Genomic DNA, 14,683 nt, shown 5'->3' on the forward strand with positions numbered 1-14,683 from the left:
AGGAACCATACACGGCTTTAACTGTCGTCACGGTGACTAATTTTGAGGGATATGCTCCCCTTTATCGTGATTTTATTGGTGCTAATCCGATGTTTATGAGCATACAGCCCCTGACATTATTCTCACAAAAACCTATACAAAAGCCGAGTGCGAAGAGTTATTGGAAAACAACTTAGCAATCGTTGCTAAATTGATTAGCGCTATAAATTGACCACATAGTTGTGACTCAATTTTATTATCTCAATCTAGCCCGTCCTTGGGCTGGATGGCTATTTTTATAGTTTTAGCTAGTTTAAGAAAGAGTTAGATAGCTAGCTTTTTTACGGAGACTTTTGTTGCATAGCCGACTAAGTATAAGGCTTGCTCCAAAGCTTCAATTTTAGAAGCATGATGAATATCGAGCAGCCTCTCAATTTGCTGAGCATTGATATTAAGCTTACGGGCTAAATCTGCACGGCGAGTTTGTGTTTCTAAAATCGCATTATGTAGAGCAATTTTTAAGCAGGAAAGAATCGGTAAATGAACGATAAAAGCATTAGAAGCGGTATTTGCAGGGAGAGGGATAGGGGCTCGTAAAGAAATAAGCTCAGCAATTGCTGCTGTAAGAGTTTCTTCTGCTTCTAATTCAACATCTTCTTGTAAATAAGTTACACCTTGCACATCAGGAAAATCACAAAAATTAATTTCATATACCCCTTCGTCCTCAATAAATTCTACCACTGCTGAATAATCAAACATTTTCCTCTCCCATCGTTAATCTTATTTAAGAGCCATAGTATAAAACATTGTCAATTAATCAAAGATACAAGTGTTAATGAGATGAAAATGGTGCGTCATTATCCTCGGACTGTGCTTTTTTTCTTTTTTTACTAGGTAATTTTGATTAAAAAACAGCGTTTCATAACGAAACGTATCGTCTAGAAAGTATGACAATTGTGAGCCAACTCTCAGTTTTGGCAATAAATTTTATCTGTAGATACAAATAATCAGAGGTTGTTTTTTGTGCTTTTTTGGCATCGTATAATTTTTTAAATGATTCAACTGATAATATGTCTGTATCATAATTACTATAAGTAAATACACTTAATTTTGTATTTTCCATGAAGTGATTTGTTAAAATAAAAGTATATAGTAACATCGAGTTATCATTTAGCTTTGTTACTATTCGTTAAGTAAAGAGATATGCAGGGAATGGTTGGCTAGGTTAAATTACTTACCAACATAAGTGATATTACAAGTTTTTGCTCATGTGTTTACACATATACATGGTAAATAAAAAATTTAGAGTGATTTTTAAACAGTCACCTTCTTCAGTGATTTAAAATCATCTTGAATATGATGTTTATTAATAAGCCATCATGCATAACTAATGCTGTGGCTTGAGTTTTTTGTTTTTAGAATAAAAACGAAAAATGTTTATTACATACCTGAAAAGTTAATTTATATAAAATATATTTGTCATACAAAAATAATAAAGTCGGTGATTAATATAGCAGATAGAGGTAAAAATCTATATTTACAGATATCTAACATTCACTCTATTCGGATAGAGTAAAAGATAAACTTAATTAATTTTTTTAATGTTATTTTTACTGGTTATTATTGGTACAGTTAAATTTATTTAATCAAACGTAATATGTGAATATTAATATGTATGACAAATTTAAGATGTATATTGCTAAGGAAATGATTGAATAATTTTGAATGATAGTGATTAATTTGATTAAAGGTATTGAAAAATAATGTTTAATCTTTCTACCTAACTTACCGATATTGATTGGGTTTTATAAATGTCACTTTTATAGGGTAATAAAAAAGATTGATTTAGATCAATATTATGATTCCTGTGATGTGCTTGGGGTTTATTGCTTATAAATTCCCTATTTTAGAGTAATGGTTTGATTAAAATTCTGCTATTTGACTTAGGTTAAATTGAAATGTTGCAAATATTTCAGATAAGTAGGATTAAGATATAGTCGTAATAAAGAATTGTTAATATATAGATGGATAATTATGCCGATAGGATAAAAAGAAACATAAGTGTCTTGAATAGTTAATTTAGTGGTGCATAATAATTAACGGTTAAAAATGAAATCGGTATATTCTGACTTTTACTGAATCTGCTAATTTTTTGACCACTCGTTATTGTTTGTAGGTATTCAGGAAATATATTTAATTTAGGTTTGAATCTTTGTGTTTATATACTCCAAACTGGGTATTTCAACGGATCTCATGGGATAGTAACGGACTACGCTATCCAGATTTAATTATTCTTAATATTTAAAACATTGGCTAACACAATAGGCTCAAATTGATATTTGTTCTTTCTGCACATAGATGTTAATAATTATTCGAAAGGTATAAAAAAATGAGCTCTACCACTGATTTTCTGAAGCATATATACGATATTAATCTTTCATATTTGCTGTTAGCTCAAAAGCTTATCTCCCAGGAAAAAGCCACTGCGATGTTTCGACTCGGTATCTCTGATTCGATGGCAAACACTTTAGCAGAACTCTCTTTACCTCAATTGGTTAAATTAGCGGAAACAAACCAGTTAATCTGTCAATTTAGATTTGATAGCAGCGATACGATTGAAAAATTAACCCGCGATTCTCGAGTTGATGAACTTCAACAAATTCATACAGGTATCCTTCTTTCGACTCGATTATTGCAAACGCACAATGAGTCCGATTCAGATATAGCGAGAAAAAGATGAGTAGCGTAGCTGAAAAAAGTATCGTCAAGGAAGCTAATGATATTCGTTTAGCCATGGAATTGATTTCCCTCGGCGCCCGTCTTCAAATGTTAGAAAGCGAAACACAAATCAGCCGTGGACGTTTAGTCCGTTTATACAAAGAGTTACGAGGTTGCCCGCCACCAAAAGGGATGCTGCCTTTTTCTACCGATTGGTTCATGACATGGGAACAAAATATTCATTCATCCATGTTTTATAACGCCTACCAATTTCTACTCCAGTCCGGTCAATGTGAAGGGGTAGATGCGATTTTGAAAGCGTATAAACTTTACTTAGAACAATGCATTCCTGAAGAGGGAAAAGAGCCAATTTTAGCACTCACTCGAGCTTGGACTCTGGTTAGATTTGTTGAAAGTGGCATGTTGCAGCGGTCTGGATGTAACTGCTGTAGTGGTTCATTTATCACTTACGTTCATATCCCTGAAAATAGTTTTACGTGCAGCTTGTGCCAACCGCCATCAAGAGCAATAAAAAAACGTAAACTTTCCGAGCATCTCGCCGATATTACGGAGTATCGACAGGATGGCATTACGAAAGCGGTAATGTAATTGGATTGATTTGGTAAACAGGCAAGTAGATTGCCTGTCCTTCCTCATATTCCCTTTGACTGCCATCTGTTAACCAACGGAGTGAAAGGGAATACTGTGTTAATACTCATCGGATATATCATTGTTACAGCTGCAGTTATTGGCGGCTATGTCATGGTCGGTGGTCATCTTGGCGCGCTGTACCAACCAGCTGAATTCGTCATTATTCTAGGGGCTGGGCTCGGCGCATTTGTAGTTGGTAACAGCGGTAAATCCATCGTTGCATTGTGCAAAGTATTACCAAGACTTTTCCGACGTTCAGCCTACAACAAAGCCATGTCCATGGATTTAATGGCTTTGCTATTTCAATTACTGAATAAATCCCGCCAACAAGGGCTGCTTGCCTTAGAAAAAGATATTGAAAATCCACAGGAAAGTGAAATTTTCACGCAATATCCTCGCATACTCAAAGATCCAACAGCCATGATGTTTATTGTGGATTATCTACGCCTTATGGTGACCAGTAACCTGCAAAGTCACGAAATTGAAGCGCTGATGGATGAGGAATTGGAAACCTTTCGTCAAGAAAATGAAGTTCCAGCCACTGGCTTGAATATGGTGGGTGAATCGATGCCTGCATTTGGGATTGTTGCTGCGGTATTAGGTGTTGTCAATGCACTCGGTGCAGCAGATCGTCCTGCGGGTGAATTGGGAGCGTTGATTGCTCATGCAATGGTAGGAACATTTCTTGGCATTTTAGTCGCATACGGATTTATTTTACCGTTAGCGAGTTTGGTTCGTCAGCGCAGCACTGAGCAGCTCAAGCTAATGGAATGTATCAAGGTCACTTTTTTGTCCTCTTTGCAAGGTTATGCCCCGCAAATTGCAGTCGAGTTTGGTCGTAAGGTGCTGTTTAGCGTAGATAGGCCTTCCTTTATCGAACTGGAAGACAAAGTTCGTGAAGTGAAAGTGGGTAACCGAACAACTGAAACTAGTGAGGAATAATTGACCATGGCTGGCAATCATCCTCAAATTATTCGTGTCAAAAAACGTGGTGGTCATCAGCAAGGTAGCCATGGAGGTGCATGGAAAATTGCTTATGCAGATTTTATGACTGCAATGATGGCCTTCTTTCTAGTGATGTGGTTGATTTCTATTTCCAGCCCACAAGAGTTAACTAAGATTGCTGAATATTTTCGTACTCCATTAAGTGTTGCGATTAATCCTGGTTCAAAAAGTGGGGACGCGACAAATCCCATACCTGGTGGCGGTAAAGATCCGATATTTCGTGATGGTGATGTGATGCCTGAGCCAAATAATATCATCTCAGGGGATGCTAATTATCGTTTTGAAAAACTAAAAGAAAACCTTGAGCAAGCCATATTACAAGACCCCCGTTTGAATGAATTAAAGCCTCATTTACTTATCGACATGATCAACGATGGTCTACGTATCCAAATCGTTGATAGTGCCAATAGACCGATGTTCAAAGTGGGTTCCGCGATAGTCGAGCCTTATATGCGCGATATTTTACGTGCCATTGCGCCATTACTGAACGACGTACCAAATCGTATTAGCATTTCGGGACACACGGACGATTTACCTTATGCCAGCGAAGCCTATTACAGCAACTGGGAACTGTCATCAGACCGTGCGAACGCTTCTCGCCGTGAACTGATCATGGGTGGCATGGAAGAGCAAAAGATTTTACGTGTTGTTGGGATGGCGTCATCTATCCACTTGGACAAAGAAAATGGCTTAGCGCCAATAAACCGGCGGATCAGCATCATCGTATTAAATGAAGATGAAACTAATCAAATTTTGCATGAATACGATGGAGCAACACCGATTCATGATGTGCTTAAAAAGCCACAACAAGATGTGCCGATTCAGGCAACTAACGAAGTCGTAACCGTTAAAGTGGGAAAATAAATTCACAAATTAACAATGACTTATATCGATAATTAATCAAAATATTCACTGCTAGAGTTTTTAGCAGTGAGCATTAAGTGAAACTTAAGCGAAATTGGATAAAAAGCATGGATATTACCGAGTTTTATCAAACATTTTTCGATGAAGCTGATGAACTGCTCAGGGATATGGAACAGCATTTACTTGAGCTTGATCCTGTCGACCCAGATAGCGAGCAACTCAATGCCATATTCCGTAGTGCCCACTCGATTAAGGGGGGGGCGGCAACTTTTGGTTTCACGCACCTACAAAATACAACTCACACCTTAGAAAATTTACTCGATAAGGCTCGGCATGATGAGCTAACACTAACACCGGATATTATTGATGTTTTCTTAGATGCTAAGGATGTAATGGCATCACAGTTGGATGCCTATAAAAATGATTCATTACCTGATGATGAAACTTTCCAACATATCTGCGATGTACTAAAAAGTGTGGAGCACGGTGTTGGAGAAGTGAATTTTGATGAGGAGTCTATTGCAGCAATGGAAACGGTTACTGATACCGTTTCAGAATCTGCAATTCAAACCAATACTGCGCTTACGAATGATGAATTTTCTCACTATTTTATCATTACATTGAATTCACTGAAATCAACCGAAGTTGATGTTTTAGCAGATGAATTAGGTCTATTTGGTCGTTTATTCGGTACAGAAAAAAGTGAATCTAGCCTAAAAGCATGGCTGGGGACCAACACGGATATCGATGACATTTGCGGTGTATTGTGTTTCGTCGTGGATGAATCCCAGATTGAGCACTGTGCAACAAATTATGAAGCGTGCCAAGGCTTTATCCTAGGTGGTGGCGAACCAAATAAAGTTGTAGATGTAGAAGCGACTCTTGATGAACTTGCTGCAACGGTAGAAGAATTAGCTGCAATGGTTGAAAAACCGGTAGGGCAGATTGAAGCCACTAAAGTGATTGCTCCGGTGGTAACGCCTGCATCTGCTGTATCGTCCTCTTCTTCAGCAAAAAAAGCTGCCGCTGCGAAGCCAAAAGGCGATTCGAGCAGTATCCGTGTTGCTGTTGAGAAGGTTGACCAACTAATTAATTTAGTGGGTGAACTTGTCATTATTCAATCGATGTTGACCCAACATAGCCAGCAAGTTGATCAAAACGAATATTCAGATTTACTCAGTTCCATCGTGCAACTAGAACGAAATTCTCGCGCGCTACAAGAATCCGTTATGTCCATTCGCATGATGCCGATGGATTATGTGTTTAGCCGTTTCCCTAGAATGGTTCGTGATATTGCCTCAAAACTGGGCAAGAAAATAGAGCTTAAGGTGGAAGGTAGCTCGACAGAGTTAGATAAGAGCTTGATTGAACGTATCGTTGATCCATTGAACCACCTTGTACGTAACAGCCTCGACCATGGAATTGAAAAACCAGAAGTTCGTCTTGCTAATGGTAAATCTGAAGCGGGTACGTTAACGCTTTCTGCTGCACATCAGAGTGGCAATATCTGTATTGAAGTTCGTGATGATGGGGCAGGATTGAACCGTGAACGAATTCTTGCCAAAGCCCGCTCTCAAGGCATGAATATTCATGATGCGATGACCAATGACGAAGTCGCGATGCTGATTATGGCGCCAGGATTTTCGACAGCCGAAGTGATTACGGATGTATCTGGTCGTGGCGTGGGTATGGACGTAGTGAAACGTAATATTCAAGACATGGGTGGACGAATTCAAATTGGTTTTACCGAAGGAAAAGGCACCATTATTCGTATTTTACTGCCACTAACATTGGCTATTCTGGATGGAATGTCAGTGAAAGTTGCAGATGACGTTTTCATTGTGCCGCTTAGTGCGATTATTAGTACGCTACAACCTCGCCCTGAAGATATTTATCGTCTCGCGGGAGAAGAAAAAATGCTTTTAGTTCGAGGTGAATATTTACCACTCGTCGAACTCCACCAAGTCTTTTCTATCGAAAATGCCGAACCTAATTTAGCAAATAGCATTGCGTTAATTATTCAAAATGCGGGGCATCGTTTTGCTTTATTAGTCGATAAGTTAGTTGGTCAGCAGCAAGTCGTGGTGAAAAATATTGCCAGTAATTACCGCAAAGTTCCGGGTATTTCCGCCGCAACCATCATGGGCGATGGCTCAGTCTCCCTAATTTTAGATGTTGCAGAATTACAACGAATGAACAACCACATTTTGATTAATAAGAAACAGCCTGTTTCTCAACCCGTAATGCACTAAATAGAGGCTAAACACCATGTCTATGTTAGATGATGATTTAAACAAGCTCGAAGAAGAAAAAAATGGCGAAGGCTACCTCGTTTTTACGCTTGGTGAAGAAGAGTACGGAATTGAAATTTTAAAAGTACAGGAAATTCGTGGTTACGAGCAAGTAACGCGTATTGCGAACACGCCTCATTTTATTAAAGGCGTTACTAATCTGCGTGGAGTGATAATTCCTATTATCGATCTGCGGATTAAATTTTCCCATGAAAATGTGGTGTACAACGATAATACGGTCGTCATTGTGGTTAACCTGAAAGACCGCGTTGTCGGGATTGTGGTTGATGGCGTATCGGATGTGTTGGTGCTGAATGAAGATCAAATCGCCCCACCACCAGATTTTGCTGTCACGTTATCTACTCAGTATTTAACTGGGCTGGGTACGATGGGTGAAAGGATGTTAATTCTCGTCGATATTGAAAAATTATTGACCAGTGAAGAAATGGCACTAATCGACCATATTGCGGAGTGATCATCCGCTGATCACCTCGTTTCTGCTGTCAATTTGCTCAAAAATGCCAGAGGCACTCACTAAAGTTTTTGAGCAGATGACCGATATCCAAATTACAACAACATTATGTTAGTAAAACGCCATGTACAGTCGAATTAAAATCGTTTCAGGACTTTTGTCCGTTATTTTTCTTTTTATTTTATTGCAGCTGGTTTCAAGTGGTTTGATGTTTACCAAACTAGGCGATAACAGCGACAGCATTAATTATTTGAATTCTCTTCAACGCCAAAGACAAGTTCTTACTGAAAGTTGGGTTAATTTATTACAGGCTCGCTCTGATTTAAACCGCTCGATCAATGCTTATTTGTTGGAAGAACTCAACATTAAGGATGATGCATCAGCTGGTGACTTAATCAAATCGGCACATGATAAATTTACAGCCGCTGATGACGCTTACGGTCGATACAGAAAGATGATGGAAAATACCTCCATTGATAAAGACCAGTTTGATAGATTGCTCAAGTCTTATGAAGACTATCGTGTGGCATTAACAAAACTCGCTGAATATGCGGAAAAAGGTGACTTAAACGGTTTCTATGCTCATAGAACATCGGGACTACAAGCTAAATTTGAAGAGCAATTCAGTGCTTATTTTGCTGATATTGCAGCTGATTTCCAAGCTGAAATTGATAATGCAGAAGGAAACTACCGTGAATCTTTATATATGCTGGTGGTTTTATCAATCTTGTTAGCACTGATTGGTTTCTTCAGTTATCGCTATGTGCATAAAGGAATTACTGAGCCATTAAATACACTGATTGAGCGCATCAAAGTATTTGCAGCAGGGGACTTAACACCCAAAATTGATACCTCAGCACACAATGAAATTGGTGAGCTAGCCGGTGGTGTTCAGCATATGCAACAAGAGCTGATCAATACGGTGCGTGGTGTTCTAGATGGTAGTGAAACTATCTATCAAGGAACCACAGAAATTGCAGCCGGTAATAATGATTTGTCATCGCGTACTGAACAGCAGGTAGCTTGTTTAGAAGAAACTTCAGCGAGCATGAGCGAGTTAACGGCGACCGTTAAACAGAATACTGAATATGCTCATCAAGCGAGTGAGTTCGCGAGCCAAGCCTCAGTGATTGCAAAAGAAGGCGGCAAAGTCGTCTCTAATGTGGTTCACACCATGCGCAATATTGCGGATAGCTCCCAAAAAATCTCTGACATTACTGCGGTTATCGATAGCATCGCATTCCAAACCAACATCTTAGCGCTTAATGCTGCCGTAGAAGCTGCACGTGCTGGTGAACATGGTCGCGGATTTGCTGTTGTTGCTGACGAAGTTCGTAACCTAGCTCAACGCAGTGCGGATGCAGCGAAAGAGATCAAAACGCTGATCGAAGACTCTGTTTCTAGAACGGATGTTGGGGCTCGTCAAGCAGAAGATGCTGGCGAAACTATGACCAAAATTGTTGATTCTGTCACTCGTGTTACCGACATCATGACGCACATCGCTACAGCGTCGGATGAGCAAAGCAAAGGGATTTCTCAAGTCAGCATCGCAGTGGCTGAGATGGATAAAGTGACTCAACAAAATGCCTCACTTGTCGAGCAATCGGCAGTGGCTGCTAACGTACTGGAAGAGCAAGTCGCTAAGCTCTCTCAATTAATTTCCATTTTCCGTTTACCTGCACTGGATCATGGCAAAGTACGCAATGCTCAACCTGCACCAAGAACAGTCTCTAATATTGTTAAAACACCGGATTTATCTAAGATTTCTTCGAAAAATCATAAAGATGATGATAATTGGGAAACCTTCTAAAGAGTAAATCCAATCTAGCGCTGTGGGAGTTTATCCCGCAGCGTTTTTATATGTTTAAGCTCGATAATTAAAAAGAGCCAATTATTTGGCTGTCATAAGTAGGGGATTAAATATGTTAGGAAAAAATATCAAAATTTCAGTGAGCTTATACTTACTCCTAATCCTATTTTGTGGCATGCAGTTAGCCTCAAGTGGGATTTCTGTAGGTATCGTCAATAGTGAACTGAAATCCTTAGAAAACATTGATTTGGGATCTAAAAAGCGTGCATTACTTGAAGAGACCAGCAAGCACTTAATGCAGGCACGCAATAGCCTGACACAAATTGCTTTATTACTGAAAGAAGGCGGCCACAACGATTTAATCGAAGAAACCCGCAAGATTTTTGATGATTACTTAGTCGAAGCAAATAACGATTACGCCGAATTTAAAGCCCAACCTGTGTTGAGTGAAAAAGAAAATCTCTCTGCATTAGAAGAGAAATTTAACTCTTTTATTGTCACGTTAAATGCCTTGAATACTCACCTTGATAACAATGATGTCGCGGCGTATATCGCATTACCCGCTCAAAAAAACCAAGATGAATTAATTAAGGTTATTAACAGTTATCTTTCTGTTTTAAATGATGAAAGCAATACTTCCATTGCAGATGCAAGATTCTATAACCAATTTGCATGGACCTCATTCTTCAGCGTCGTTGTCATTATCTTTTTGGTCATTGGTGTTGTGCACCTGTGGCTCAAACGCAAAGTTATTTCCCCGTTAAACAGCATGAGTGAACATTTCATGCAGGTTGCGGAAGGAAAACTGAATCAGAATATTCAAATTTCATTCCGTGATGAAATTGGCGATGTCTTCGAAAAATTGAAATTGATGCAGCATTCACTGGCAAAAACAGTGACATCTATTCGAGTGAATACAGACCAAATGTCTACCGGTATTCGCGAGATTGCTCTAGGCAATAATAACTTATCCTCAAGAACTGAACAGCAAGCTGCATCATTAGAAGAAACGGCAGCGAGTATGGAAGAGTTGACCGCGACGGTAAAACAAAATGCGGATAATGCGCGTCAAGCGAGTGAATTAGCCGTGACTGCATCAAGAACCGCAACCAAAGGTGGCGAAATTACGGAAGAGGTCATTGACACAATGACTTCGATTTCTAATAGCTCACAAAAAATCAGCGCCATTATTAGTGTTATTGATGGTATTGCATTCCAAACCAATATTTTAGCACTGAATGCGGCGGTTGAAGCGGCACGAGCGGGTGAACAAGGTCGTGGATTCTCTGTGGTAGCGGGTGAAGTTCGCGCATTAGCACAACGTAGCGCTGAAGCAGCAAAAGAGATCAAAGCGCTGATCGATGAATCAGTTGGACGTGTTAGCCAAGGTTCTGTATTGGTCAATGAAGCTGGGCAAACCATGAACGAATTAGTAGCAGCAGTAAATCAAGTTACTGAATTAATGGGAAATATTGCCTCTGCTTCCAATGAGCAGAGTCGTGGTATCGAGCAAGTAGCCGTTGCTGTAAGTCAAATGGACTCAGTGACCCAACAAAACGCCGCACTTGTTGAGCAATCAACCAGTGCAACAGCCGCCTTAGAAGATCAGGCGAATAACTTGGTTGAAACCGTGGCATTTTTTGAATTACCTGAGCAATCAGGACGAATGAGACGCTGATTAGGATCTCTTCCTAGCTCGTTACATGTTCGACAATTTGGCAGCCATATTACTGGCTGCCTCACCGGTTTTTATTGAATAGGACGACAAGTACGATGCTTTTAGTACCACAAATAGAACCTTTGACTGACGATGAATTTGGTCGAGTTTGTCGATTTATTCATAAAAAGTCTGGGATCGTCCTTACGATGAATAAAAAAAACATGGTCTATAACCGACTGTTAAAGCGGTTAAGAGACTCTAATATCGACAATTTTTCTGACTACTTACGGATGCTAGAACGCGAGCCAATGAATCCAGAATGGCAAGCATTTGTTAACGCATTAACGACGAATTTAACGGCATTTTTCCGAGAGCCTCATCACTTTGAAACTTTGACTGATTTCCTGAGAAGCCGACGTAATACCAACATCAATATTTGGTGTGCGGCATCTTCTACGGGGGAAGAACCTTACTCAATCGCGATGACAGTGAGCGATGTTTTGGGTTCTAGTGCAGCAACCGCAAAGGTGATGGCAAGCGATATCGATACGGAAGTTTTAGAAAAAGCGAAACAAGGGATTTATCGAGTCGAAGAGTTGAAAAACCTCAGCGCATTACAGCGCCAACGTTATTTCATGAAAGGGGTGGGGGAATATGAAGGCTTTGCCCGAGTAAAACCCGCGCTGAGCAATATGATTGAATTTCGTCACTTAAATTTAAGTGACAGTGATTGGCAAATACAGCATCGATTTGATGCAATCTTTTGCCGTAACGTCATGATTTATTTTGATAAAGAAATGCAGATAAAACTACTAGAGCGCTTTGCGCCATTATTAAAGCCAGACGGCTTATTGTTTATCGGTCACTCTGAAAATATTTCTCAACTATCCAAACAGTTTGTGATCAACGGACAAACCGTCTATAGCTTGCAATCAGTGAGGAGAGAATAATGAAAAAAATCAAAGTATTGTGTGTTGATGACTCCGCGCTGATGCGCCAATTGATGCGTGAAATCATTAATAGCCACCACGATATGGAAGTCGTCGATACGGCACCAGATCCCTATGTAGCTCGGGATCTGATTAAACAGCTAGAACCTGACGTTGTGACCCTTGATGTTGAAATGCCAAGAATGGATGGTATTGATTTTTTAGAAAAATTAATGCGATTACACCCAATTCCGGTTGTTATGGTGTCGACGTTAACATCCAAAGGCTCTGAGGTGACATTAAAAGCATTGGAGCTGGGCGCGGTGGACTTTGTGACTAAGCCACAGATTGGTATCCGCGAAACCATGATGAGCTATCGCGAGTTAATAGGTGAAAAAATCCGCGCCGCTGCGATGTCTAAAATGTCACAACGCAGCCGTTTTGCTCGTACAGAGAAAAAAGTGCCGGAGCCTGTGACATTAGCTAAACCACTTTCGCCATATGCGTGCAATAGCCGAGTGATAGCGGTAGGGGCATCGACAGGGGGGACGGAAGCTATTCGTCAATTCTTAGAGATGCTACCAAGAGAGTGTCCTCCGGTAGTGATCACTCAGCATATGCCTGCGGGTTTTACGCGCTCTTTTGCCGAGCGGCTTAACAAGCTGTGCTCATTAACGGTTAAAGAAGCTGAGCACAACGAATTGCTGCAAAAAGGCTGCGCTTATATTGCCCCCGGAGATTCTCATATGCTCATTACGGATAAAGGCAAAGGCTACCAAATTATTTTAGAACAAAGTGAACCCGTGAACCGTCATCGCCCTTCGGTGGATGTGATGTTCGATTCTGTGGCGAAACATGTCGGTCGTAAATGTATTGGGGTGTTATTGACCGGAATGGGCATGGATGGCGCGAAAGGTTTACTGAATTTGCACCAACAGGGCGCAATAACCTATGCCCAGAATGAAAGCAGTTGTGTGGTATTTGGCATGCCTCGTGCAGCGATCGAAATGAATGCTGCTGATGAGGTACTCGATATCCTTAAAATTGCCCCGAGTTTGTTAACAAAACTTTCGTCTGTCACCATTTAGTGATGGCAGTTATTCATCATTGTATTTTTTGAAGGAGTGGTTATGGCCGCTAAAGATCTCAGTTTTCTGGTTGTTGATGATTTCTCCACGATGCGCAGAATCGTTCGCAACTTATTAAAAGAACTTGGTTTTAATAAAATCGATGAAGCCGAGGATGGGGTTGATGCACTGGAAAAAATCCGTGCTGGAAATATCGATTTTGTGGTTGCTGACTGGAATATGCCCAATATGGATGGCTTGGAATTGCTGAAAACTATCCGTGGAGATGAAGCACTTAAACATATTCCTGTACTGATGGTGACGGCTGAAGCGAAGAAAGAAAACATCATTGCGGCAGCTCAAGCTGGTGCTAGCGGTTATGTTGTGAAACCGTTTACGGCGGCAATTCTTGAAGAAAAATTGAACAAAGTGTTTGAAAAAATGGGGCTGCAATAATCGCGCTTGCTAAAGGAGACAGTGATGATTGAACAAGTAACAATGAACGGCAGCCGCACAGGTACTGGAAATGAAGATTTAAAACAGGTCATTACACGTATTGGTACTTTGATGCGAACACTGAGAGAGAGCATGCGTGAGCTTGGTCTTGAAAAAAGTGTTCAACAAGCCGTGGCCAGTATTCCAGATGGTAAAGATCGTTTACGTTATATCGCTCAAATGACGGCACAAGCGGCAGAAAAAACCCTGAATGGCATCGATGTCATTAAGCCGCTACAAGTGAACATGAACAAAAATGCGATAGCGCTGCAACAACAGTGGCAAGCGGTTACATCAAATGAAGTTCCTGCCGAGCTACGTGAATCGACTCAAGATTTTTTGGGAACCGTGATTCAAGATAGTGAAGTGACTAAAGCGGAACTTATGGAAATCATGATGGCTCAAGACTTCCAAGATTTAACGGGTCAAGTCGTCAAAAAAATGATGGAAGTCGTTGAAGAAGCGGAAAAACAACTGCTAGCTTTATTAATGGAAAATACACCGCCAGAAATGCGTGCAAAAACCCAAAGTGAAAGTCTGCTAAATGGACCGCAGATTAATAAAGAGGGTGTGAATGTGATGGCATCGCAGTCACAGGTGGATGATCTTTTAGATGAACTAGGTTTTTAATTTTCTCTTTCTGCCATATTTTGAGTCATAGCATTGTTGGTTGCTCTTAGCTATGACTCAAACCACTTTGATTTATCTGTCAGAAAAACGTATTAAATGGCACTTGTTCACA

General features: G+C 40.2%; 13 protein-coding genes. 12 read left to right on the forward strand and 1 reads right to left on the reverse strand.

Going from position 1 to position 14,683, the window contains the following annotated elements; translation table 11 throughout:
* Positions 1–303 precede the first annotated feature (303 nt).
* Positions 304–738 carry a type II toxin-antitoxin system HicB family antitoxin gene (locus tag EL244_RS06470; RefSeq protein WP_126459584.1) on the reverse strand — a complete coding sequence of 145 codons (435 nt, stop codon included), beginning with the start codon at positions 736–738 and terminating at the stop codon, positions 304–306.
* Positions 739–2,368: 1,630 nt separating this feature from the next.
* On the opposite strand from EL244_RS06470, the gene flhD reads away from it, so the two are divergent.
* The 12 genes from flhD to EL244_RS06530 all read left to right on the forward strand — a co-directional run bounded on the left by flhD (position 2,369) and on the right by EL244_RS06530 (position 14,571).
* Positions 2,369–2,719, forward strand: a complete 351-nt coding sequence (gene flhD, locus EL244_RS06475) for a flagellar transcriptional regulator FlhD (protein WP_006813451.1) — start codon at positions 2,369–2,371, stop codon at positions 2,717–2,719.
* A complete protein-coding gene (flhC, locus tag EL244_RS06480; protein WP_126459587.1) occupies positions 2,716–3,306 on the forward strand; it encodes a flagellar transcriptional regulator FlhC in 591 nt (196 codons plus the stop codon). The genes flhD and flhC overlap by 4 nt, the downstream gene beginning before the upstream one ends.
* Before the next feature lie 96 nt (positions 3,307–3,402).
* Positions 3,403–4,290 carry a flagellar motor stator protein MotA gene (motA, locus tag EL244_RS06485; protein WP_039854245.1) on the forward strand — a complete coding sequence of 296 codons (888 nt, stop codon included), beginning with the start codon at positions 3,403–3,405 and terminating at the stop codon, positions 4,288–4,290.
* Positions 4,291–4,296: 6 nt separating this feature from the next.
* Positions 4,297–5,217, forward strand: coding sequence for a flagellar motor protein MotB (gene motB / locus EL244_RS06490; protein WP_006813448.1), 921 nt, complete (start codon positions 4,297–4,299; stop codon positions 5,215–5,217).
* A gap of 107 nt (positions 5,218–5,324) precedes the next feature.
* Positions 5,325–7,469: a chemotaxis protein CheA gene (gene cheA, locus EL244_RS06495; RefSeq protein WP_126459590.1), complete on the forward strand. Its 2,145-nt coding sequence runs from the start codon at positions 5,325–5,327 to the stop codon at positions 7,467–7,469.
* Between the two features lie 16 nt (positions 7,470–7,485).
* Complete coding sequence (gene cheW, locus EL244_RS06500; protein WP_039854244.1) at positions 7,486–7,983, forward strand: chemotaxis protein CheW; 498 nt, start codon at positions 7,486–7,488, stop codon at positions 7,981–7,983.
* A gap of 121 nt (positions 7,984–8,104) precedes the next feature.
* A complete protein-coding gene (locus EL244_RS06505) occupies positions 8,105–9,790 on the forward strand; it encodes a methyl-accepting chemotaxis protein (RefSeq protein WP_126459593.1) in 1,686 nt (561 codons plus the stop codon).
* Positions 9,791–9,902: 112 nt separating this feature from the next.
* Positions 9,903–11,468 (forward strand): methyl-accepting chemotaxis protein, encoded by a 1,566-nt coding sequence (locus EL244_RS06510; protein WP_126459596.1) that lies wholly within the window; start codon positions 9,903–9,905, stop codon positions 11,466–11,468.
* A 95-nt stretch (positions 11,469–11,563) separates the two neighbouring features.
* Positions 11,564–12,400, forward strand: coding sequence for a chemotaxis protein-glutamate O-methyltransferase (locus tag EL244_RS06515; protein WP_006813442.1), 837 nt, complete (start codon positions 11,564–11,566; stop codon positions 12,398–12,400).
* Entirely contained in the window at positions 12,400–13,467 is a 1,068-nt protein-coding gene (locus tag EL244_RS06520) for a protein-glutamate methylesterase/protein-glutamine glutaminase (RefSeq protein WP_006813441.1), read from the forward strand. Before EL244_RS06515 ends, EL244_RS06520 begins: the two co-directional genes overlap by 1 nt.
* A gap of 42 nt (positions 13,468–13,509) precedes the next feature.
* A complete protein-coding gene (gene cheY, locus EL244_RS06525) occupies positions 13,510–13,902 on the forward strand; it encodes a chemotaxis response regulator CheY (RefSeq protein ID WP_006813440.1) in 393 nt (130 codons plus the stop codon).
* A 24-nt stretch (positions 13,903–13,926) separates the two neighbouring features.
* Positions 13,927–14,571: a protein phosphatase CheZ gene (locus EL244_RS06530; protein WP_126459599.1), complete on the forward strand. Its 645-nt coding sequence runs from the start codon at positions 13,927–13,929 to the stop codon at positions 14,569–14,571.
* Positions 14,572–14,683 lie beyond the last annotated feature (112 nt).

It is taken from the genome of Providencia rustigianii (genome assembly GCF_900637755.1).
Lineage (GTDB): Bacteria > Pseudomonadota > Gammaproteobacteria > Enterobacterales > Enterobacteriaceae > Providencia > Providencia rustigianii.